The 21,580-nt window shown below is 65.6% G+C and carries 18 protein-coding genes, 1 tRNA gene and 1 pseudogene; 7 read left to right on the forward strand and 13 right to left on the reverse strand.

The window, feature by feature from the left end; genetic code table 11:
• Positions 1-26: 26 nt before the first annotated feature.
• Positions 27-1,031, reverse strand: coding sequence for a LacI family DNA-binding transcriptional regulator (locus tag BcFMB_RS01965; protein WP_099720909.1), 1,005 nt, complete (start codon positions 1,029-1,031; stop codon positions 27-29).
• Positions 1,032-1,289: 258 nt separating this feature from the next.
• On the opposite strand from BcFMB_RS01965, the gene BcFMB_RS01970 reads away from it, so the two are divergent.
• Positions 1,290-1,362 (forward strand) — tRNA-Ala (locus tag BcFMB_RS01970).
• A gap of 269 nt (positions 1,363-1,631) precedes the next feature.
• Here the strand turns inward: BcFMB_RS01970 and BcFMB_RS01975 are convergent.
• Positions 1,632-2,276: a flavodoxin gene (locus BcFMB_RS01975; RefSeq protein ID WP_099720910.1), complete on the reverse strand. Its 645-nt coding sequence runs from the start codon at positions 2,274-2,276 to the stop codon at positions 1,632-1,634.
• A 323-nt stretch (positions 2,277-2,599) separates the two neighbouring features.
• Between BcFMB_RS01975 and BcFMB_RS01980 the strand changes: the two genes are divergently transcribed.
• The gene (locus tag BcFMB_RS01980) at positions 2,600-3,229 is read left to right on the forward strand and encodes a flavodoxin (protein ID WP_099720911.1); all 630 of its coding nucleotides are present in this window, start codon (positions 2,600-2,602) and stop codon (positions 3,227-3,229) included.
• Here BcFMB_RS01980 and BcFMB_RS01985 read toward each other — a convergent pair.
• The 6 genes from BcFMB_RS01985 to BcFMB_RS02010 form a co-directional block, all read right to left on the reverse strand.
• Positions 3,217-4,785 carry a galactose-1-phosphate uridylyltransferase gene (locus BcFMB_RS01985; protein WP_099720912.1) on the reverse strand — a complete coding sequence of 523 codons (1,569 nt, stop codon included), beginning with the start codon at positions 4,783-4,785 and terminating at the stop codon, positions 3,217-3,219. The two genes, BcFMB_RS01980 and BcFMB_RS01985, sit on opposite strands and share 13 nt — an antisense overlap.
• Positions 4,778-5,929 (reverse strand): phosphotransferase enzyme family protein, encoded by a 1,152-nt coding sequence (locus BcFMB_RS01990; protein WP_024541545.1) that lies wholly within the window; start codon positions 5,927-5,929, stop codon positions 4,778-4,780. Before BcFMB_RS01990 ends, BcFMB_RS01985 begins: the two co-directional genes overlap by 8 nt.
• A gap of 45 nt (positions 5,930-5,974) precedes the next feature.
• The gene (gene gnpA, locus BcFMB_RS01995) at positions 5,975-8,134 is read right to left on the reverse strand and encodes a 1,3-beta-galactosyl-N-acetylhexosamine phosphorylase (protein ID WP_099720913.1); all 2,160 of its coding nucleotides are present in this window, start codon (positions 8,132-8,134) and stop codon (positions 5,975-5,977) included.
• Between the two features lie 159 nt (positions 8,135-8,293).
• A complete protein-coding gene (locus BcFMB_RS02000; protein ID WP_418215008.1) occupies positions 8,294-9,211 on the reverse strand; it encodes a carbohydrate ABC transporter permease in 918 nt (305 codons plus the stop codon).
• Between the two features lie 38 nt (positions 9,212-9,249).
• A complete protein-coding gene (locus BcFMB_RS02005; RefSeq protein WP_232513900.1) occupies positions 9,250-10,116 on the reverse strand; it encodes a carbohydrate ABC transporter permease in 867 nt (288 codons plus the stop codon).
• Between the two features lie 244 nt (positions 10,117-10,360).
• Positions 10,361-11,677 (reverse strand): ABC transporter substrate-binding protein, encoded by a 1,317-nt coding sequence (locus BcFMB_RS02010; protein ID WP_099720914.1) that lies wholly within the window; start codon positions 11,675-11,677, stop codon positions 10,361-10,363.
• A gap of 313 nt (positions 11,678-11,990) precedes the next feature.
• Between BcFMB_RS02010 and BcFMB_RS02015 the strand changes: the two genes are divergently transcribed.
• The 5 genes from BcFMB_RS02015 to nagA all read left to right on the forward strand — a co-directional run bounded on the left by BcFMB_RS02015 (position 11,991) and on the right by nagA (position 18,052).
• Positions 11,991-13,514, forward strand: a complete 1,524-nt coding sequence (locus BcFMB_RS02015) for a hypothetical protein (RefSeq protein WP_099720915.1) — start codon at positions 11,991-11,993, stop codon at positions 13,512-13,514.
• Positions 13,515-13,674: 160 nt separating this feature from the next.
• The gene (locus BcFMB_RS02020) at positions 13,675-14,823 is read left to right on the forward strand and encodes an ROK family protein (protein ID WP_232513849.1); all 1,149 of its coding nucleotides are present in this window, start codon (positions 13,675-13,677) and stop codon (positions 14,821-14,823) included.
• 46 nt (positions 14,824-14,869) lie between these two features.
• Positions 14,870-15,838 carry an ROK family protein gene (locus BcFMB_RS02025; RefSeq protein ID WP_099720916.1) on the forward strand — a complete coding sequence of 323 codons (969 nt, stop codon included), beginning with the start codon at positions 14,870-14,872 and terminating at the stop codon, positions 15,836-15,838.
• Positions 15,839-15,926: 88 nt separating this feature from the next.
• Entirely contained in the window at positions 15,927-16,715 is a 789-nt protein-coding gene (gene nagB, locus BcFMB_RS02030; protein WP_024541537.1) for a glucosamine-6-phosphate deaminase, read from the forward strand.
• 47 nt (positions 16,716-16,762) lie between these two features.
• On the forward strand, positions 16,763-18,052 hold the full coding sequence (gene nagA / locus BcFMB_RS02035) for an N-acetylglucosamine-6-phosphate deacetylase (RefSeq protein ID WP_099721691.1): 1,290 nt from the start codon (positions 16,763-16,765) through the stop codon (positions 18,050-18,052).
• Between the two features lie 71 nt (positions 18,053-18,123).
• Here the strand turns inward: nagA and BcFMB_RS02040 are convergent, their stop codons facing one another.
• The 5 genes and pseudogenes from BcFMB_RS02040 to BcFMB_RS02055 form a co-directional block, all read right to left on the reverse strand.
• A complete protein-coding gene (locus BcFMB_RS02040; RefSeq protein ID WP_024541535.1) occupies positions 18,124-18,378 on the reverse strand; it encodes a GlsB/YeaQ/YmgE family stress response membrane protein in 255 nt (84 codons plus the stop codon).
• Between the two features lie 259 nt (positions 18,379-18,637).
• Positions 18,638-18,856: pseudogene (locus BcFMB_RS09465) on the reverse strand (FMN-binding protein); the annotation flags it as partial.
• A 42-nt stretch (positions 18,857-18,898) separates the two neighbouring features.
• A complete protein-coding gene (locus BcFMB_RS02045) occupies positions 18,899-19,648 on the reverse strand; it encodes an HAD family hydrolase (RefSeq protein ID WP_232513850.1) in 750 nt (249 codons plus the stop codon).
• Positions 19,649-19,837: 189 nt separating this feature from the next.
• Positions 19,838-20,398: a heat shock protein transcriptional repressor HspR gene (locus tag BcFMB_RS02050; RefSeq protein ID WP_099720917.1), complete on the reverse strand. Its 561-nt coding sequence runs from the start codon at positions 20,396-20,398 to the stop codon at positions 19,838-19,840.
• Between the two features lie 5 nt (positions 20,399-20,403).
• Positions 20,404-21,444 carry a DnaJ C-terminal domain-containing protein gene (locus BcFMB_RS02055; protein ID WP_099720918.1) on the reverse strand — a complete coding sequence of 347 codons (1,041 nt, stop codon included), beginning with the start codon at positions 21,442-21,444 and terminating at the stop codon, positions 20,404-20,406.
• Positions 21,445-21,580 lie beyond the last annotated feature (136 nt).

Genomic DNA, 21,580 nt, shown 5'->3' on the forward strand with positions numbered 1-21,580 from the left:
CGAAATCGGTTCGAAGCACGGCGACGTCACCGACGCGCGCGCATCGTGCCACGCGCACAGTACTCCCCCGGCAGCAGCTCGACGTAGCCGACATCACGACGCTCGCCGCGCAGCACCTCGACCATGATATCGACGGCGCGCTCGCACACGGCGGCCGGGTTCATCGGCATCTCGTCGGCGAGCCGCGCCGTCGAACCGTTCGCGCACGCCGCCATGACGGAGACGTCCTGCGGCACACGCAGCCCCCTGCGGCTCAACGCATTCATCAGCAGCCCCATCTGCGCGGCGTTCTCCTCGCAGATGATCGCCGTGATTCGCGGATCGACGGCGAAGGCCTCGTCGACGGCGAGGTTCACGTCATCGGCGGATCGGCCGGACGCGAACTTGCGCATGACGGTCATGCCGAGCTCCTCACCGCGCTGCATCGCCGCATCGAGGAAACGGACGAGGAAGTTCGAGCCGTCGAGGAACGCACGGCGGTCGGGACAGTACAGCATCACATGGCGGTGCCCCAGCACATGCGCCTTGTCCATCGCCTCGCGCCCCATGCCCGCGAAGTCCATGTCCACCGTGTACACGTTCGCCGTGTCGTTCGTATAGCCGATGCTGACCACGGGAATGTCGATCGCGCCGGCCATGTCCGCGCGCGAATCGCTGAGCAGGACGTCGAGCAGGAAGACGCCGTCCGCCATATGCCGGTCGGCGACGCGCCGCAGCTCCTGATCGCCGGCCTCGTGCATCAGCAGCAGAATGTCGTAGCCATGCCGTTTCGACGCCGACGCGAGCGCAAGGAAGAAGGCTGCATAGTTCGACGCGTCGGTGTATGGACGCAACGGCGAACTGACGGCGAGCACATGGGTGGACCCGACCGGCGTCGTCGCGTCGATGACCGGCCGGTAGCCGAGCTCGAGCGCGGCCGCGCGCACGCGCCCGCGCGTCTGATCGCCGATCTTGCGTTTACCGCTGACGACATAGGAGACCGTGCTGATCGACACGCCGGCCTTCGCCGCCACATCCTTGATACCAGCCATCTGCACCTCGCTCGCTGATTGCGTCGCGCGGCGGCGCTGCCTCGCGCCCGCCGCGTCATACGTTGCGCGCCGTGGTCGCGCACGCCGCACCCGCGCGCCATCCTAACGTGTTTCGACAGGACATTCCATCATTGCGCGTCGATTGTCGAAATTCGTCGAAACGAAGGCGCCGCCACGCCGCGACACACGCGATTTGCATTTGTTCGCATCCACTAGTATCGTTAGGCGAGTTGTCATGCGGAGCACGACAACATCCACGGGGCTGTAGCTCAGTTGGTAGAGCGCTTCGTTCGCATCGAAGAGGTCGTGGTTTCGATTACCATCAGCTCCACTAGAGCCGCTGCATTCATTCCACCGCAGCGGCTCTTTTCTTTGTGATTCCAAGGGTTTCGAGCTTCTCCCGATGGTACGGGTCGAGTGCGTGAAAGTGCGGAAAAGTACACAGAAATCCACGTTTTAGGCACACAGTCAGGTGTACGAGCGGGGACATCGGGCGTGGTACCGGAATCCGCGCATGCGACAGGGCGCACCGCATATCAATGTGGTGGTACGCCCTGTCGCCATGCGCGTTCGTTGTGTACGCGTGGGCAGAGCGAACGACTACCGCTGGCTCTTGACCCAGTCGGCGACGTCGTTCGGGTCGGCGTCCTCGGAGAAGCGTCGCCCGTCCTTCCAAGCGCCCGGGTTCTTCGCGAGCTTCTTCAGGTTCGTCGCGCTATCGCCGATCGGCGAGCTCATCGATGTGCAGAACAGGATGACCGTCTTGCCGGAGAAGTCGTTGTCTCGGATGAAGTTGCGCACCGGCCACACCGCTTCCTGCCACCAGATCGGATAGCCGATGTAGACGGTCGTGTAACTGTTCCAATCTGGCACCTGCGCGTTCTTGAGTTTGATGTCCTCGAGGCTTTTGTCCTCGTATTCCTTGACCACGCGGCTGTCGGCGTCGTTGAAGTTGAGATCTTCCTGCGTGTACGCCGGATCCGGCTCCAGCTCGTAGAGCGTCGCGTCCGTGTCCTTGGCGATGTCCTCGGCGACGCGCTTCGTGTTGCCCGTGCCCGACCAATAGACGACGATCGTCTTGCCGTCGCCGCTCGTCGCGGTCCCTGCGGGTGCACTGCCGCCGGTGCCGTCCGACGCGTCCGCGGTCGGGCTATTCGACGTCGAGCCGGTCGAGCCGCACGCCGCCAATGTCACCACCGCCGCAAGCCCGACGATGCCTGTCATGATGCGTTTCGCCAGATTCATGGCACCCTCCTTGCCAAACCGTTTAGCTTGTGCGTTCGCAGCACAGGCACCGGATCGCACGGAAAACCAATACAGCGAAACAACGATTTTACATGCATATCTGCAATACGTTCACTGATTGCATTCTTGGATATGGCCACAACCGGCAATCCGACTCCGATAAGCCGTTAGACACAATCGGACATGCCATCAGCAGCGGCATTACGATCGCGCATGCATTTCGTCATTCCGCAGACATGTGCTTGGGCGGCACAGGCATGCGATACTGGCCGTATCCAAGCGGCAACGCGGCCTGACGGGGCACGCGACGATACAAGGAGGACATGATGAACTGGCACAAGCGTCTTGCTGCATGCATCGTCGGGGCGGCGGCCGTTGTCACGTTGACGGCCTGCGGAGGCGGATCCGGCGACGCCGCGGCGACGTCCACCCCGTCGGCCGCGCAGACCGTCGCACCGGCGACGGGCGGCGACTCGACGACGCTCGTCGCGTATTTCTCGGCGACCGGCAGCACGAAGCGCGTCGCCGAGGACATCGCGACGACCACCGGCGGCACGTTGTTCGCGATCGAACCCGCCGAAGCGTACACGAGCGACGACCTCAACTACAACGACGCCGACAGCCGAGTCAGCAGGGAGCACGACGACGAACGCCTGCGCGACGTCAAGCTCAAGACGACCGAGGTGCCCGACTGGGACCGCTACACGACCGTCTACATCGGTTATCCGATCTGGTGGGGCGTCGCGGCATGGCCGATGAACACCTTCGTGCGCGCCAACGATTTCTCCGGCAAGACGGTTATCCCGTTCTGCACCTCCGCAAGTTCGCCGCTCGGCTCAAGCGCAAGCGAACTGGCGAAGCTCGCCAACGGTGGCGATTGGAAGGACGGGCAGCGCTTCAGCTCGTCGGAAAGCGCGCAGAACGTCGAGGCATGGGTCCGTCAGCAGTCCTGAGCCTCAAATCCCAGCCCCTCGAGGAATCGGCCGAGCTCCTCGTGATTCGGAAAGACGGCGATGTTATCCAGGATGCGTCGGCAGACGTCGGCGAGCGCATCGCGGACGGCCCTGCGGACCGTATCGCGGTCCATTCCGCGATCCGCGGCGCCCATCCCCTCCTGCCTCAGTGCTTCACGCACTTCATCCCACAGCAGCCGGAACTCGGCGAGACCGTCGGGCAGCGCATCGCCGGCGACCAATGCGTCCTCGAGCGCACCGAGCTGCCCGACGAGACGCCCCGGCAGCACGAACAAGCCCATCGCCTCGATGAGGCCGATCGGTTCCTGCTTGACGAAGAAGTATTCGGGATGCGCATGGAAGACGCCGAGCGGATACCGCCCGCTCACCGCGTTGTTGCGCAGGATCAGGCTCATCTCATACATGGGAGCGCCGTCCTCGCCGGGCACGAGCCGCGCAATCGGCGACAATGACGACTGTGCGGCGCCGGCGGCGTCATGGGATGCGATGCCGAGCGCGGCGTCGTCGTAGCATGCCCAGGCTTCGCGAATACGCTCGCAGACCTGTACGATGGCGGCGCGGTTGCGCGAGCGCACACGCATCGCGCTCGCCGGCCAGTCGATAATCTCGAGGACGGCGTCGTCGGCGTCCGGGCAGCGGTAGCGCCGCCATGCCGCCGCGCGCTGCATCGGCATCGTCTCGCCGCCGCCCTGGTAATGGTCATGAGCGAGCACCGATCCGCCGATGCGCGGCAACGCGGCGTTGCAGCCGAGGAAGTAGTCGGGGAACTGGTTGACGAAGTCGAGCAGGTTGGCGAAGGTCGACCTGTCGACGTGCATCGGCGTATGTTCGCGGTTCACGCAGATGCCGTGCTGCGCGAAGTAGCCGTAGGGCGAGAACTGCCAGAACCACGGCCGGCCGTCGAGTTCGACCTCGACGGTGCGCAATGTGCGTTTGCCGCGCGCCGCGAGCCCTTCGTTCGCATGGCAGATCGTGCACTGCGCGAAGCTGCCGTCGACGCTGTTGCCGCTCGCCGCCTTGCGCATGTCCTTGAACTCCGGTTTCGCCGTGTTGATCGTCACGACGAGGCCGGCACCGTCGAAACGCACGTTGCACCGCAGCTGCGCGAGCTTGATGTAGCCGTTCGCGACGCCGTAGTCGTAGAACCAACGCATCGCCGCCATGTTGCCGGCGCCGGCTCGCACGTCGTCATAGGCGTCCTGGATGCGCGACGGCGCCGCGGACAGCGCGCCCATGATCACGTCGTCGTCGAGGAAGGCGGCGGCCGCCTTCCTCGACGCATCATCCGTCGCCGCGATGTCGTCCGGGTTCGCCGCGTCGCCCGACGCCGCCGCGTCATCCGATTCGGTCAAGCGGAGCGCGGCCGCTTCCGCGCGGCGCGCCTCGTCGGCGCCGAGGACCTCCAGCAGCCGGTTGCGCATCCAGTCCACGTCGCGCGGGTCGAGCAGCAGCCGGGCGCGCGCATAGTCGACGAGCGCGTCGATGGCGCCGAGAACCGCCGTCTCCTCGGCGGCCGTGGAAGCCGTCTCACGCATCGTCGTGCTCCTCCTCTGCGGCGTCCGAGTCGGATCCAGCGTTCGCGTCATGTTCGGCACCGGCGCCCATGATCTCGTCGATGACGGCATGCATCTGCGGCATCCGCTCCTCCATTTCGCGTGCGAGCTGCATCTGCGTATGCGCGCGCACGAGGTTGTGTCCGGGGTATTTCGTCGCGAAGTAGACGTCGCCGAGCAGATGGTCGCCGAGGAAGCGCATGCCGCATTCGAGCGTCATAAGCCGCGCGGCCTCAGGCAGCAGCTCGAGTTCACGGGGGGCGGCGGTCGCGCCGACCTCGCCGAGGAATCCGCTCGCGTAGGCGCGGAACAGCGGCAGGCTGAAATGCACCTTGCCCAGGTCCGGCTCGTCTTCGAGACCGGTCGAAGCGCCGAAGCGGATCGAATCGCCGAAGTCGAAGAGCATCGAACCGGGCATCACCGTGTCGAGGTCGATGATCGCGCGCGGCTCGCCGCTGTCCGCGTCCATCAGGATGTTGTTGAGCTTCGTGTCGTTGTGCGTGACGCGCAGCGGCACCGATCCGTCGGCGAGCGCGTCCACGATCCGCCCGTATTCGGGCGCGCGCTCATCGAAGAACCCGATCTCGTCGCGCACGTCCTTCGCCCTGCCAAGCGGATCGGCCGCGACGGCCGCACGGAAGTCGGCATAGCGGTGCGGCGTGTCATGGAATCGGGCGATCGTCTCCGCGAGCTGGGCGGCGTCGAATTCGGCGAGCGTGCATTGGAACGCGCCGAAGGCCGCGCCGGCGCGCTCGAAGACGCGCAGATCGTCGACGAGGTTGTAGGACATCGTACCTTCGATGAATCGGTAGACGCGGAACATGCCGTCGTCCGCCGCGAGCCAGCTGCGGCCATCCTTCGTCGGGATGATCTCGAGCGTCTCCTGGCCTTGCGCGCGCAAGAATCCGGTGACGAGCTCGATGTTGCGCATCAGGGCCGCCGTGTCCGGGAACACATCGGTGTTCATCCGCTGCAGAACGTAGCGGGCCTCATCGGTGACCACGAGATAGGTGACGTTGATGTGCCCGTCGCCGTACGGCGTGACCGACGCGACGGCGCCGTCGATGGCGAACCGTTCCACGATGCGCTTCAGCGCCGCCGTCTGCTTGCTGCTGCCATTGTCCATGTCGACCTCCTTGTCGCATGATGCCGCCCACGTGCCGCGGATCGTCTATTCGAGCTCCTGCCAAGCGATCGCGCTCGGCGCGAGTGTGAAATCGTCGATTGCGCCGTCTGCGCGCTGCACCCTCGTCGTCTGCATCTGATCGGTGTTGTTGACGACGCAATACAGGTGCCTTTCCGGGAAGTGGGCGACCTCGCATTCCGGGTTCGTCGAGCTCCATGCGGCGTAACGGTCCTCGTTGCGGCTCGCATAGAACAACGCGCGTTCGAGCAGCCGGGCGTTCGCCGCCGAATACGGCAATCCGGAGATGTAGACGCCGCGGCCGCGGCCGTAGTCGTTGGCGGCGAGCCGCACGCGGCCGTCCTTCACGTCGAGCAGCGTCACGTCCTCATCGATCGGGTAGACGTTGAGAATCGGTTCTCCGAAGTCGACGTCGGTCGCCTCCTCGGTGATGAAGTTGGCGTCCGTGACGGCGGGCCAGTACTTGTCGACCGACAACGTCTGGAAGCGCTCCTGGTCGACGCCGAGCACGTCGGCGAGCTGGAAGAACCGCCCCTGCCAATCGCTCGACGTCGGCTGTCCGACGCCGACGAAGGCGCCACCGCCGCGCACCCAGCGCCGGATCGTCGAGACGAGGCGCGGGTCGCGCCACACGTCCCCGCCGCTGAAGGAGGTGCGCTCGGGGCCGGCGTTGATGATGACGTCGACGTCGTCGTCGACGCCCCGTTCGAGCACGTCGTCGAAGCTGATGAAGCGCACGTTGACGCGCATGCCGGAGAGCGCCTCGAGGATGCCGTAGTACGAGTAGGTCTGCTGGTTCGGCAGCGCGTGCGCGACGGTGAACGCCATCCAACTACGCATGCGGCCCCAGCAGTTGAGGATCGCGACGTTGAGCTCGCCTTCGGCCGGCTTGCCGCCGGTACGCTCGTGGATGTCGCGGAATTCGTCGGCGATCGCCGTCACCGTGTCGACGAATTTCGGGAACTTCGCGGCGAGCGAGAGGTAGCCGCCGTAGCCCATGCGCGAGATCGGCGAACGCAGGATCGCACGGCGCGCCTTGCGCCAGTTGTCGAGGCCTTCGATGCTCGGATCGTTGCCCTCATGGAAGGTGTCGGGGAAGAAGTACGGCAGGAAGCGGCCCTCGGTGTAGCGCACGCCGGGGATGTCGGCGATCATGCGCAGCGTCGTGCCGTCGCCGACCGAGCCGACGACCGCGTCAAGGCCGAGCTCGTCGAAGCCTTCCATGTACGGTTCGGTGCCGATCCACTGATCGCCGAGGAACATCATCGCCTCCTTGCCGGCGGCGTGCGTCTCGTCGACGAGCTTCTTGACGTTCGCGCGCACGAAGGTGGCCAGGAACGCGATCCAGTCGTGTTGCGCCTTGCGCGGGATGCGCCACGTAGAGTTGTAGCAGCCTTCGTCCACGAAGTCCTCGGGGCGCAGACGGTAACCGTGCAGCGCCTCGAAGTCGTCGAGCGCGCGCGGCGAGACCGTGCAGGCGCAGCCGAACCAGTCGACGATCTTCTCGCGGTGCTTCTGGTCAAAAATCAGCGTGAACTGGTAGAAGAAGGTCGTGAAGCGCACGACGTCGGTCTGCGGATTGTCCTTGAGCCACTGCCCGAACGTGCGGAACACGAAGTCGCGCGTCGCCGGATGGTAGATATCGAAGGGGATCTCATGCTCCTTGTCTCCCCAGTCGTTCGTCAGATGGTTGTACATCTCGACCGGATCCCAGATGATGTATGCGAGGAACGAGACCGTGTATTCGTGCATCGCTTCGCTCCCGCGGATCGTCACCGCATCATGCTCGGCGTCGAAATCCCAACGTTCCGGGTCGACGACCTCGCCGGTCGTGCGGTCGACGACCTCCCAGTAGCGGTGCGGGTCGGCGTCGCGGTTCGGCTGCAGCTGCTCGGCGTAGAAGCGCTCCATCAGGTCGACGGTGACCGTGTCCGCCTCGGCGAGGACGCGCTGCGTGAGCAGGTAGACCTGCGGCGTCTCATCCATGTGCAGGCTGATCCATTCATTGTGAGCGCGCGTCGGGAAGTAGGCGCTGTAGATCTTCTTGCCGAGCCGCTCGACGGCCTCGTCCAGATGGGTGCCGTCGGAATTGCGGATGGCGTCGGCGCCCCACAGTTCGGCGAGACGCTTCGTCTCGTCGGCGAAATGCTCTTCGCTCGGTATCGTGAAACGGCCAGTCGTGGTCATGATGACTCCTTGGGAACGAATGGGAGGGGATGGGAGAAATCGGGAAATCGGAAATACTGGGGAATGAGGATAGACGGAAGGCAGATGCGCGGCCGCGCATGATCCGCGTCGCATGGTCGCCCATGCGCGGCCACGCACATCGGGAAGGCTGCGCGCCGCTCAGCCCTTGACGGAACCGGCCGCGAGGCCCGCACGCCAGAAGCGCTGCAGCGTCAGGAAGAGGATGATGACCGGCAGCACGCCGAGCAGTGCGCCCATCATCAACGCGCCGCGGTCGTTGAAGACGGCGAGCGAGACCATGCCGTACAGGCCGAGCGTGACCGGATAGAGGTCCTCGCTCGAAAGCATCATCAGCGGCAGCAGGAAGTTGTTCCAAGTGGCCACGAACATGAACAGGAAGATCGTGACCATCGCCGGGGCGAGCAGCCGCAGCACAATCGTGAAGAAGATGCGCGCCTCGCCGGCGCCGTCGATGCGCGCCGCCTCGAGCAGCTCGTTCGGCACTGAGCTCTGCGCGTAGACGCGGCCCAGGAAGAAGCCGAAGGGCGAGACGCAGCACGGGATGATGACCGCGAGCATCGTGTTGTCCAGATGCAGCGAGTTGAAGATCGCATACTGCGGGATCGTCAGCAGCGCCGCCGGCATCAGCATCGCCGCCATGATGACGCCAATCGTCACGCCTTTGCCGCGGAACCGGAATTTCGCCGTCGCATAGCCGGCCATGACCGAGACGACGGTGCCGATGACCGCCGAGAGGCCCGAATAGAGCAGCGAGTTGCCGACCCAACGCCAGAAGCTGTCACGCGTCCAGCCGAGCAATGTGGCGTAGTTCGCGGCGATCGCGTCGGGCAGTTCGTTCAGCGGCACCGCGAACCACAGGCCGTTCGATCCGGTGAGCTGCGCCGGGCTCTTCGTGGACGCGACGATCGCCCAGTAGATCGGGAACAGGAAGTAGATGAGCGCGACGACGAGGATGATGACCGTCAGGATCTTCGCGATCGGCTTCGGACGCATCGAACGCGGCAGGTCGTTCTCCATGCGTTCGCGCATACGGTCGGCTTTCTTCTGTGCGCGCATCGGGTTGCGGAACTTCGCGCGCGTGGTGTCGATGAGGCTCATGACTCGTTCACCTTCCTTTCAGCGAAGGCGTAGATCATTGCGAGCAGTCCGGCGATGATCGCCATGACGATCGCGATTGCGTTGGCGGGGCCGTCGCCCTTCGGGGTGAGGAAGCCGCGGGATGTGTTGAACGCCATCATCATCGGCGTGTACGAGGAGGAGATGGCCGGATCGGCGGTCTGCATGACCTGGGGCTCGTTGAACAGCTGGATCGTGCCGACGATCGACAGCAGCATCGCGAGCAGCGCGGCGCCGCGCACGTTCGGCAGCTTGATCTTCGTGGCGACCTGCCAGCCGTTCGCGCCGTCGATGCGCGCCGCCTCGTAGAGCTCGTGCGGGATCGCCTGCAGCGCCGAAAGGAAGATCAGCATGTTGTAACCGGTGAAGGTCCACGTCGTGATGTTGACCATCGACGCGAGCACGACGTTGCTTGCGAAGAAGTCGACGTTGATGCCGAGCGCCGCGAGCCCCTTGACGATCGGCGAGATCTGGCCGTTGTACAGATACACCCAGATGATCGAGGCGATGACGCCCGGGATCGCGTACGGCAGGAAGTAGCCGAGGCGGAAGCCGGCGACGTGCTTGACGATGAGCGAGTCGAGCAGCATCGCGAGCGCGAGCGCGCTGATGATCATGATCGGCACCTGGATGAGCGTGTAGAGCAGCACCCTGCCCATGCCCGCCCAGAAGGTGCCCGATGTGATGACGTATTTGAAGTTTTCGAGTCCGACGAATCTGTTGACGATTTCGCCGCCGCCGTAGGCGCCGCCGCCGGTCGCGACCTGCTGGAAGAAGCTCGAGTAGACCGCGTAGAGGATCGGGACGATGAAGACGAGCAGGAAGAGCAACACGAACGGCAGCATGAACAGCCAGCCGGTGCGCTCCTCGCGCCTTGCCGCCGGGGACAGGCGTCCCTTCGTCCTCTTGCCCTTCGTCGCCCCCGTCTCGCCTTCCGTGGCGCGCACGAGGACGCCGGGTTTGGTGGGCGTCGCTGATGAGATTACCGTTGCCATCGCATTGCTCCTTTGCACAAGATGGATGGGAGGGGACGGGACGGATCCCGTCCCCTCCTGTCGGTGATTGCCGTGCTTGCCGGCGTCGTGTCGCCTATTGCGCGACCGACAGTCCGTAGTCCTTGAGGGTGTCGACCGATGCGGTCTGCGCAGCGTCGAAGATGGATCCGGTCTTCGCCTTGCCCTCGGCCACGTCCGCGGCCTTCTCCTTCATCGCCGTGCCGACGGCGGAGAAGCCGGGGATGTACGAGAATCCGGCGAGGTTGGCGTTCGCCGCCGCGAACTCGGCCATGACGTCCTGGCCGCCGTAGAACTCGGACCAGCTCGCCGGCGTCTTCGCGGTGCCGGTCGTCGCGGCGACGACGAGGCCCTGCGAGGTCAGGTCGTCGATCTGCGTGTTGAACCAGTCGAGGAACTGCATCGCCTCGGCCTTGTGCTTGATGCCCTTGAGAGCGACGACTCCGGAGCCGCCGTCAGGGCCGGTCTTCTCGCCGTTGTCGAACCAGTCGCCAATCTGCGCGACGCGCCAGTCGCCCTTGCCCTTGTCCGCCATCGAATCCATCAGCAGCGGTGCCTCCCATGCGGCTCCGATCGTGCCGATGAGCTCGCCCTTCTGCAGCGAGGCGTCGAAGGACGGATCCCAGCGCGGGTTCGTCGTCGCCGACTTGTCGTCGAGCAGCTGCTGGTAGACCTTCGCGACGGCCTTCGAGCCCGCCGTCTGCGTATCGACCTTCCATGCGTCGCCCTCGACCGTGTACCACGGCCTGGAGGCGCCGGCGAGGCCGGTGAGCATGTTGCCCGCCTCATCCGCCTGGAAGGACATGATGTACTTGCCCTGCGCGGCGGCCTTCTTCGCGCTGGCGATAAGTTCGCCCTGCGTCTTCGGCACGGCAATGCCGAGCTTGTCGAATTCGGTCTTGTTGTAGTAGTAGACGAGCGGTCCGGTATCCTGCGGCAGGCCGAAGGTCTTGCCGCCGATCGACATGTTGTCGAACGGGCCTTCGGCGAAGTCGCCCTTGTACTGTTCGGCCTCGGAGGTCACGTCCTCGAGGATGCCCTTCGTGAAGAGCTCGGGGATCTCGGAGTAGCCGGCCTGCGCGAGGTCGGGGGCGTTGCCCGCCTTGACGTCAGTCTCGAGCTTCTTGATGAGGTCGGAGGCGTTGCCGTTGAAATGGATCGCCTTGACATGGATGTCCGGATGCTCCTTGTTCCAGCGCGAGACGATCTGCTCGACCGACGTCATGCCCGACTTGTCCGGAAGTCGGTGGATGTAGGTGATCTCCACCTTGCCGCCGGACGACGAACCGCCGGATGCGCCGCCGGACGATGAGGCGCCGCCGCATCCGGACAGCGCCATGCACGCCGCGGCGACCGCCGCCGCTCCGGTCATCAAACCCTTGTTCCACTTCATGTCCCTGCACTCCTTCGTGATCGGGGCTATGGGCGGACAGCCGCCCATTGGTTCCTTTTGGCTTACGTTGCACCGCCACTGCCTCGTGGTGATGCCTTCACGATACCGAGCCGTCAACTTTTTGTCAACTTTGATTACTTTTTAGTTCTTTCTGAGCATATCTACTCAAGAAACGTTGAAATATCAGCATTTATCGACCATATACCGTAATGTCATCATTCCGTTCAAATGGTGTACACTCGAGTCATCCCTTCTGCCCGACCGCACCGACGAAGGACGCGCGAACGGCACAACACCAACGAAAGGCCACGCCATGACCGACCACTTCATCTCCTCATCCGACGGCGACGACGCCAACGACGGCCTGACGCCGGCATCGGCGTGGCGCACGCTCGCCCGCGCCGAGGGGCTCGACCCATCCCCCGGCGACGCGCTGCTGCTCGCGCGCGGCTCGCGATTCACCGGACAGTCGCTGCATCTGCACGACATCTCCGGCGACGCGGAGCGGCCCGTGACGATCGGCTGCTACGGCGACCCGTCACAGCCGCTTCCGATCATCGCCTGCGACGGCAACGGCCGATGGTTCGAGGACTACCGCGCACCGATCGGAGGCTCCCCGCACCGCAACCGCGGTACCGTCTCGACGGCGCTGCTGCTGCGCGACTGCTCGCACGTGCACGTACACGACATCGAGATCACGAACCGGCGCATCGACGACGCCGACGGCCACCGCTACAACGACCTCGACGTCATGGACCGCACCGGCGTCGCCGTCATCGCCGAGAACGGCGGCACGTCGCGCGGCGTCAGGCTGGAGCGGCTGTACATCCACGACGTGAACGGCAACATCTACGACAAGCACATGGCCAACGGCGGCATCCAGATCATCGCGCACCTCCCCGAGGACGCGTCGACGATCGAGACGAACATCGCGCGCTTCGACGACCTGCGCATCGCCGACAACATCGTGCGCGACACGAGCCGCTGGGGCATCGCCGTCGGATACACCGCCTACCTCAACGTCATCGACCACGGCGGACGCGACGCCGACGGCAACTGGGACAACACCTTCGACTACGGCGACGGCACGATCGACGAGGCGACGCTGCGCCGCTACGGCGCGACGAACGTCGTCGTCGAAGGCAACGTCGTCGAGCGCGCCGGCGGCGACGCGATCACCGTCATGTACTGCGACCGTCCGCTCGTGCGGCGCAACGTCTCGCGCGAAGCGGCCAGCGACATCCGCGACGACGTCTACACGGCGACGACGAACGACCGCGTCGCCGCGGCGATCTGGCCGTGGCGCTGCAGAAACGCGATCTTCGAATACAACGAGGCCTACGACACGCTCAACGCCGACCGCGGCAACGGCGACGGCCAGGCGTGGGACGCCGACTTCGGCGACGGCACCGAGTACCGCTACAACTATTCGCGCAACAACTCGGGCGGGTGCATCATGTTCTGCAACGAGAAGGCCGTCAACTCGCTGTTCCACTGCAACGTCTCCGACCGCGACCGCATGGGGGCGATCGACATCCCGCGCAACCCGGACGCGAGCGTCACCGGCAACACCTTCATCATCGCCGAAGACGCCGACCCGCTGCGCCTCGACCGCGCGGACGGCACGGCCGACGTCGAGGGCAACACCTTCGTCTACGCCGGCGCCACGCCGAAACGCACCGAATGGCATCCCCGCGGCTCGCACGTCAGCTACAGCGGCAACGTCTACATCGGCTTCGCGGACACCCCCGAACAGGACGCGGCCGAAGCGCCGCAGCCATATCGATATGACGGTGACAATAACCAATCATCACCACAGATGCACAGGTCGAAGTGACGACGTCAAGCGCCGCAACAACACGATTTTTCACAACAGCGTAATTATGTATACTTGATTGACATAATTAAGACAACTTGCTACGCTGAACATATCAGCCGACCATCGACGCCGACATCCATCCACCATCGTACGGCGGCATTCGAGACAAGGAGCCATAATGAACCCTTCGCCACTCGAACAGATCCTGCTGAACACGAGCACGAAGACCGTACCCTCCGACATCCGCGGCCGCAACACGATGGCCGCGTTCAATCTGCTGTTCCCGGCCGCGTCGATCTCGCGCAGCGAACTGGGCAAGACGCTCGGGCTCTCGCGCATGGCCGCCACCGAAGTGACCGGCGAGATGCTCGACAACCACATCATCCGCGCAGTCGGCGAGGACACGCGCAGCGGCCGCGGCAAACGCTCGGTCATGCTCGCGATCGACACCGCCTTCTGGCGCATCATCACAATCGACCTGTCCCAGCAGTACGTCGTGCAGGGCGCGCTCGTCGACCTCGGCGGGCGCATCATCGAACGCACCGAGATACCGGTCGAACACGGCACCGACGTCACGCTCGAGATCATCATCGATCTCGTGCAGCGGCTCAAGGCGGACGCCGTACAGCCGATCCTCGGCGTCGGCGTGGCCGTGCCCGGCGTCGTCGACCGTGACGGCACCGTCGTGGACGCCGTGCAGCTGGGATGGGAGGACGTGCCGCTGCACGCCCAGTTGCGCGAGGCGCTCGGCATGCCCGTGCTCGTCGGCAACGCCACCAACGCGGCGCTCGTCGCGGAACGGTTCTTCGGCGAAGGCGGCGACGATTCGATGCTGATCCGCATCGGCGCCGGCGTCGGCGCCAGTCTGTGCCTCAACGGGCAGATCATCGACGGCGCCACCTCGATGGCCGGCGAGATCGGCCATGTCGTCGTCGACCCGGAAGGCCCCGCCTGCGCCTGCGGCAAACGCGGCTGCCTCGAGGCGTACCTGTCCACGAACAACCTGTACGCGCAGATCGCCGTCGACCCCGCGCAGCGCACCGAGATCCTCACCGGGGCGGGCCAGCTGCTCGGCCGCGTCATGGCGATGTCGCTCGGCCTGCTCAATCTGCGCGACGTGACGATCGACGCCCCCGCGGACATCGCCGGCGAGACCTTCATCCATGCGATGCGCGGCGAGCTGAGCGCCGCGATGAACACGCAGTACATGACGATTCCGCTGCTGCACCGCTGTCAGGTCGGCGCGGACGCCTCGCTGCGCGGGCAGGCGATCAACGTGCTGCGGCTCCTCGTGCCGCATATCCGCGAACTGCGCGCACGCGATTGAGCGGGCGTCGACCCTCACCACCATCAGCCGCAACAAAGGAGTTGTCATGGCAGATTCAACCAATTCACCGCCGCCGCTCATCGGCATCGACGTGGGCGGCACGAAGATCGCGGGCGTCGTCATCGACACGTCCGCGCATGCCGGCGACGGCGACGTGTGCGTCCTCACTCAGGCCGACCGCCCCGCCCGGCCGGGAGCCGCCGCGCTCATCGACGACGTCGCCGCGCTCATCGACACGCTGCTCGCCCACGTTCCCGCAGATTGCGGCGCGATCGGCATCGGCACGCCCGGCACCGTGGACGGCACGACCGGCGACGTGCGCGACATCGCAAACCTGTCCATCGACCATGTGCCGCTCGCAGGCGCCATCCATGCGCGCTTCGGACTGCCGACGGTCGTCGAGAACGACGTCAACGCGGCCGCCTTCGGCGCCGCCCGCCTCATCGAGGACGGCACCGCGTCCGACGAGACGATCGCGTTCCTCAATCTCGGCACCGGCATGGCGGCCGGCGTCATCCGCGACGGCAGGCTCGACCACGGCTCAAGCAACACGGTCGGCGAAATCGGCCACATCCCGGTCGAGCCGCATCGCTGGCGCTGCGCATGCGGGCAGCGCGGCTGTCTCGAGACGGCGGGCAGCGGCGGGGCCGCAAAACGGCTGTGGCCGTATGCCGATCCGCCGATGCCGGACATCCTCGCGGCAGCGGCCGACGACGCACATCCGCGCCACCGGCATGCCGTCGAGACGCGCGACACGATCGTCGCCGCGATCGCCAACGCGCTCGACGTGCTCGCCGTGACCGTCGACCCGAACGTCATCATCATCGGCGGCGGCATGGCGAAGACCGGCACTCCGCTGCTCGATGCGATCCGCGCCGAACTGCGCCGCCGCGCCCATGACAGCGGCTTCATCCATGCGCTCAACCTGCCGGCGCGCCTGCGGCTCGCGCCGAAGGATCTGCCGGTGGGCGCGATCGGCGCAGCGCTCAACGCTGCGGCATCGGTCGGCGCGTGACACCGCCCATACGGCAATCAGCATTCACAATAGCCAATCATCGATCAGCCGCCGCATAGCCTCGACGGCATCACGAAGGAGCATCATCATGACGGAAGTCATCATCGCCGAGTCCGAACGAGAGGCAGGCGCCATCTACGCCAAGTGCGTGGCCGATCTCATCGAGCGCAAGCCAGACTGCGTGCTCGGCCTTGCGACCGGCTCGAGCCCGCTCGCCGCCTATCAGGAGCTAGCGAGGACGATCACGGAACGCGGTCTCGATGTCTCGCGGGTGCGCGGCTTCTCGCTCGACGAGTACGCGGGCCTCGACCCGAAGCATCCGGAGTCGTATCACAGCGTCATCGAACGCACCGTCATCGAACCGCTCGGCCTCGACCCGGAGCTCGTCCATGTGCCGAACGGCGACCTCGCGACGATCGAACATGCCGGCAAGGCATACGACGCGGCCATCGAGGCGGCCGGCGGCATCGACGTGCAGATCCTCGGCATCGGCACCGACGGCCACATCGGGTTCAACGAGCCGGGTTCGTCGCTCGCCTCGGGCACGCGCATCAAGACGCTCACCGAACAGACGCGCATCGACAACGCGCGCTTCTTCGACGGCGACGTCGATCAGGTGCCGACGCACTGCATCACGCAGGGCATCGGCACGATCATGAAGGCGCGCCATCTCGTGCTGCTCGCGTTCGGCGACGGCAAGGCCGAAGCGATCGCCGAGACGGTCGAGGGCGGCGTCTCGTCGTTCTGCCCGGCGAGCGCGCTGCAACTGCATCCGCACGCGACCGTCATCGTCGACGAACAGGCGGCGGCACGACTGCGCAACAAGGACTACTACCGCTACGCCTACGCGCACAAGCCGGCATGGCAGGGCATCTGAGGGCGCGCGTCCGCCAGCGGACCGTACAGGACACGAAAATGACGATCATGCATCAGGACAGCCCATCCGAACTTCCCGGCATCCCGACGGCGCCGCATGAACGCGCCGCGACCGCCGAACGAATCGCACGTTCCTTCGCCCTGCCGCCCGAAGCCTTCGGCATCGTCAACGCGACGCGCGTCGACGCACGCGGCATCCTCCCCGACAGCTGGATCATCTGCTCGGACGGCGTCATCGTCGCCGCAGGCGCGACGGCTGCGGATTTCAAGGCCGCCGCCGCGCGGCACGGCATCGATGACGAACACACGCACGACGCGCACGGCATGCTGCTGACGCCGGGATACGTGGACATCCATGCGCACGGCGCGTGGGGCATGTCCTTCGACGACGGCGCCGACGGCATCCGCGTCGCGCGTGCCGGGCATATGATGCATGGCACGACGCGGCAGGTCTGCAGCCTCATCACGAATCCCTTCGACGCCCTGACCGCGAACCTGCGCAATGTGCGCGACGCGATGCGCGAGCGGCCCGACATCCTCGGCGCGCATCTGGAAGGCCCGTTCCTTTCGCCGCTGCACAAGGGCGCACATGATCCCGCATGCCTGCGCGACCCGACGCCGGAGCATGTCGAGACGTTGCTCGACGCCGCCGACGGATGCCTGCGGCAGATCACGATCGCGCCGGAGCTGCCGCACGCGATGCGGGCGATCGGCATGTTCGCGAACGCCAGCGTCGTCGCGGCCGTCGGCCACACCGACGCCGACTACATGACGGCCGTGCGCGCCTTCGACGCCGGCGCACGGCTGATGACGCATCTGTTCAACGCGATGCCGTCGCTGCACCATCGCAAGCCCGGGCCGATCCCAGCGGCCGTCGAGGACCCGCGCGTCGCGATCGAACTGATCACCGACGGCTTCCATGTGCAGGACCCGGTGCTGCGCATGGCGCTCGGCTTCGCACCGCGCCGCACCGTCTTCGTCACCGACGCGATGGCGGCGACCGACTGCCCGGACGGTCCCTACAAGCTCGGCGGACTGGATGTGCGGGTCGTCGACGGCCACGCCCGTCTCGTCTCGAACGGCGCGATCGCCGGGTCGACGCTGCTGCTCGAGGGCGCAGTGCGACGTGCGGTGCTCAATCTGGGCATGGCCCCGGCCGACGCCGTCGCCGCGGCGACGCTCATTCCGGCGCAGGTCTTCGGCTTCGACCGTCCGAACGCCGTCACCGGCGCGCCGCTCGGCCTGGTATGCCGCGGCTATGCGGCCGACGTGCTGCTGCTCGACCTCGCCGATTGGGCGGTCCGGCATGTCTGGTGCGCCGGGCGCCGTCAACGGTAGGCTTGTGGATTGGACCGCAGTACGGCCCAATACGGGCTAATTGCGCATAATCGAGACCGAAGCGCGAACAGTCAACTCTTGCCGACGACCCGCATCACGACGAACGAGGCGACTAGCACCACGATGACCGCGCCGATGAGCGATGGGAAGATTGCCATGCCTCCGAGCTGCGGTCCCCAACTGCCGAAGATCGCCTGACCGAGCGACGAGCCCACAAGACCGGCGATGATGTTGGCGATCCAACCCATCGATCCGCTGCGGTTGGTGATCGCGCCGGCGATGGCGCCGATGATCGCTCCGACGACGAGCGTCCAAATCCAATACATATTGCGCTTCCTTTGAGTCTTTCCAAAGTCCGAAAAACCTTGAACTATCCTCCACGGTACGGGATCAGGGCGCGTTTCGCCCGCAATCACGCGGGTTTCCGCTACCACGGCAAAATCACGTAACGCTCAGGTCGGGCTGTTATACGCATGGTCGCGCCCATGTCGGCCGCGGAACGCGGCAGAAGCGGAACCGGACACGACGACCCTCATCCCGCTCGTGCCTCCCGCCGACCGCCACGGCCCAGGACGCGACTACAGGTCAGTGCTGCTGCGCCGCCTGCCGCCGCACCTCATCCAAGGCGGCGTTGAAGGCGTCGCTCGTCCAGCTGGCGCCGGCGATCTTGTCGACCTTCAGATCCTTGATCGGCTTGCCGGTGACGACCCCCGGCACTTCCTTGGCGAAAGCCTCCTGATGCCCCCGTGAGATGGATGTGAACGGATGCCCGACGACGCATACATCATGCACAAGGCCGTCACGCGCACTTGACATACACGTCGATCGTGCGCGGCGGACGCAGGCTCAGTCACGCCCGACGAGCGGCGCGAGACGGTCGTACATGCGCTGCACCATGCGGTTAAGCGACTGCGGCGTGATGTCGTCGTAGTTTTCGGTCGTCGTGTAGCCGGGACCGGGCACATAGCCGCCGGCGAGATAGCCGGTCACGACGACGGTCATCATGCCGGACGCGGCAGCCGACGTGCGCCCGCTCATCGAATCCTCGAAGGCGACGCAGCACGGCAGCAGCACATCGGGGATGCCGAGTCGTTGCGCGGCAAGCTTGTACGGCGCCGGATCGGGTTTCTTCGGCACGTCGTCGTCGCCGCATACATAACCGGCGAAAGTGTTCGGCGGCGCCTGCGCGATGAGGTTCTCAGCCAGGTCACGCGGCGACGTCGTCACGAGCATCGACGGCACACCGGCGTCGCGCAGCTGCTCGAGCAGACGGCGCACGCCGGGTATCCACGGCAGCCGCTTCTTCTCCTCGTCGGTCACGTATTGGATCATGCGACGTCCGATCTCGTCGGGAGGCAGCGGACAACCGAGATCGGCCATCTCATGGGCGATCTGCGGCACCGGTCGACCGGAGCCGTCCATCGCCATCTGCTTCGTCCAGTGGCCGCCGTATTCACGCACGAGCCGCAGCTCGCTTTCGTGCCACAGCGGCTCGGAATCGATGAGCGTCCCATCCATGTCCCAGAACACGCCCTGCAGCGCGCCGACCCCGGCGGCTCCATTGTTGCGAGCGCCCATCGTCTCCTCCTTCGTCATTCGCGTCGTTCGATCGCCATACGCCACGGCCATCTCGGTCCGGCACCACTTCCTACGATACGCGCCCGCGTCCCGCACAGCGCACGCATACGCCACACGCGACGCCACACATACATACACAAGGCGTCCGGAACCCAAATTCAGGTTCCGGACGCCTTGCTGTCCTCTATGCCTATGCCGCCTATTCGTTCACCGGTAGATCGTATGCCACAGGACCACCGATTTCGACTCGGCCTGAGCCGGCCGATGACTCGCGCCGGCCGCCAGCTGCCGCGTCTGCGGGTGCAGATGCCGCCGCCAGTGCCGCGCACGCGAGGAACGACGCACTTCGGTGATGTCGCCGTCCATGTCGGCGGTGAAGACACTCACCGAGTTGTCACTCAGCCGTTCAAGCTGCCGGCGCAGCTGACGGTTCTCCTCCTCAAGTTCGAGGATGCGCGCGATGCCGGTGAGGTTGATGCCGTCATGCTGACTCATCGACTGCGCCTGTATGAGCCGGTCGATGTCGCGCAGCGAGTAGCGACGTGCGCCGCCCTCTGTGCGCTGCGGCACGATGAGGCCGGCGCGGTCGTACTGACGCAGCGTCTGCGGATGGATGCTCGCGAGTTCGGCGGCGCGCCCGACGCTGAAGATCGGCAGGTCGACGTTGAAGCCGACGCGCGCCGCACCTTCGAGATTCGCCCGCTGCGCGACGATCGCCATCGCGCACATCTCATACAGCCGGCGTTTCTGCTGGGAGACCCGCGTCATGCTGCTCAAGCCTCCCGCTGCTCGGCGAGCCTATCGGCGAAGTCGCCGCACGCCTTGTCGAATTCCTTCGCGGCGTGCTTTTCGCCGACGCCCGGATGCTCGGGGACACGGATCTGGACGCGTCCGACGAGATCGCCGGTCTCGCGCTTCGTCTTGACGCCCTTGCCCCTGACGCGCACCTCGGCGCCGCTCGACGTGCCGGCGTGCACCTTGAAGGTCACCGGTTCGCCGTTGAAGTCCTTCGCCTCGACTTTGCCGCCATCGACGGCCTGGCCGACGGTGACCGGCAGGTCCATGACGAGGTCGACGCCGTCCATCGTGAACTTCGCGTCCGGCGTCACGGTGACGGTCAGATACATGTCGCCGTTCCTGCCGCCGTGCATGCCCGGCTTGCCCTTGCCGGCGAGCTTGATCTTCTGGCCGTTCTTCACGCCTGCCGGGATGCGCGTCTTGAACTTCTTGCCGCCCGCGCTCAGCGAGACGGTCGCGCCCTTGACGGCCTGACGGAAGGTCAGCATGATCTTCGAGTTGAGGTCGGCGCCGTCCTCCGGGGCCGGAGTCGGACGGTAGCCGGCGTAGGCGCCGTCACCGTAGTCCTCGTAGCCGTGGCCGCCGTAGCCGCCTGCGTTGCCGCCGCCGAACATCGAGAAGATGTCGTCGAAGCCCGCGCCGCCGCCGTTCGTCGAGAAGCGGATGTGCGAGCCGTTGCCGCCCGCACCTGCGCCGCCGCCGAACATCGAGAAGATGTCGTTGAGGTTGGAGGCGTTGAAGCCGCCCGCGCCTCCCGCACCGCCGGCGAAGCGCGCACCGCCCGCGCCGAACTGGCGGATCGCGTCGTAGCGTTCACGCGATTCCTTGTCCTTGAGCACATCGTAGGCCTCGGAGATGTCCTTGAACTTCTCCTCGCCTTCCTTGGTTTTGTTGATGTCCGGATGGTACTTACGCGCGAGCTTGCGATACGCCTTCGTGATCTCGCTTTCCGTGGCGTCTTTGGAGACACCGAGGGTTTTGTAGAAGTCCTTGTTCAGCCATTCGTTCTCAGCCATGTTGTGCCTCCTTTCGAGGTGTTGCTGAATCCGTCCCCGTCGGGACGGGTGAAAAAGTCTCGTTCATTGCCGGCGGCGGGCGACGTCTTTAAGACGCCTCCCTTCGCCGGCATCAGTTGGTACAGCGCACAGGAGG

Source organism: Bifidobacterium choerinum, from assembly GCF_002761235.1.
GTDB classification, from domain to species: Bacteria; Actinomycetota; Actinomycetes; order Actinomycetales; family Bifidobacteriaceae; genus Bifidobacterium; species Bifidobacterium choerinum.

Bases quoted from the DNA above. Each gene is read 5' to 3' on its own strand.
- BcFMB_RS02005 (WP_232513900.1), bottom strand. From the start codon at position 10,116: ATGCTGCCGTTCGTGTTGCTCTTCCTGCTCGTCTTCATCGTCCCGATC.
- BcFMB_RS01980 (WP_099720911.1), top strand. From the start codon at position 2,600: ATGATGAACTGGCACAAGCGTCTTGCTGCATGCATCGTCGGGGCGGCG.
- BcFMB_RS02045 (WP_232513850.1), bottom strand. From the start codon at position 19,648: ATGACGAAGGAGGAGACGATGGGCGCTCGCAACAATGGAGCCGCCGGG.
- BcFMB_RS02040 (WP_024541535.1), bottom strand. From the start codon at position 18,378: ATGTATTGGATTTGGACGCTCGTCGTCGGAGCGATCATCGGCGCCATC.
- BcFMB_RS01965 (WP_099720909.1), bottom strand. From the start codon at position 1,031: ATGGCTGGTATCAAGGATGTGGCGGCGAAGGCCGGCGTGTCGATCAGC.
- nagA (WP_099721691.1), top strand. From the start codon at position 16,763: ATGCATCAGGACAGCCCATCCGAACTTCCCGGCATCCCGACGGCGCCG.
- BcFMB_RS02055 (WP_099720918.1), bottom strand. From the start codon at position 21,444: ATGGCTGAGAACGAATGGCTGAACAAGGACTTCTACAAAACCCTCGGT.
- BcFMB_RS02050 (WP_099720917.1), bottom strand. From the start codon at position 20,398: ATGACGCGGGTCTCCCAGCAGAAACGCCGGCTGTATGAGATGTGCGCG.
- BcFMB_RS02015 (WP_099720915.1), top strand. From the start codon at position 11,991: ATGACCGACCACTTCATCTCCTCATCCGACGGCGACGACGCCAACGAC.
- BcFMB_RS01990 (WP_024541545.1), bottom strand. From the start codon at position 5,929: ATGGACAATGGCAGCAGCAAGCAGACGGCGGCGCTGAAGCGCATCGTG.
- BcFMB_RS01985 (WP_099720912.1), bottom strand. From the start codon at position 4,785: ATGCGTGAGACGGCTTCCACGGCCGCCGAGGAGACGGCGGTTCTCGGC.
- BcFMB_RS02025 (WP_099720916.1), top strand. From the start codon at position 14,870: ATGGCAGATTCAACCAATTCACCGCCGCCGCTCATCGGCATCGACGTG.
- nagB (WP_024541537.1), top strand. From the start codon at position 15,927: ATGACGGAAGTCATCATCGCCGAGTCCGAACGAGAGGCAGGCGCCATC.
- BcFMB_RS02010 (WP_099720914.1), bottom strand. From the start codon at position 11,677: ATGAAGTGGAACAAGGGTTTGATGACCGGAGCGGCGGCGGTCGCCGCG.
- gnpA (WP_099720913.1), bottom strand. From the start codon at position 8,134: ATGACCACGACTGGCCGTTTCACGATACCGAGCGAAGAGCATTTCGCC.
- BcFMB_RS01975 (WP_099720910.1), bottom strand. From the start codon at position 2,276: ATGAATCTGGCGAAACGCATCATGACAGGCATCGTCGGGCTTGCGGCG.
- BcFMB_RS02020 (WP_232513849.1), top strand. From the start codon at position 13,675: ATGAACCCTTCGCCACTCGAACAGATCCTGCTGAACACGAGCACGAAG.
- BcFMB_RS02000 (WP_418215008.1), bottom strand. From the start codon at position 9,211: ATGCGCGCACAGAAGAAAGCCGACCGTATGCGCGAACGCATGGAGAAC.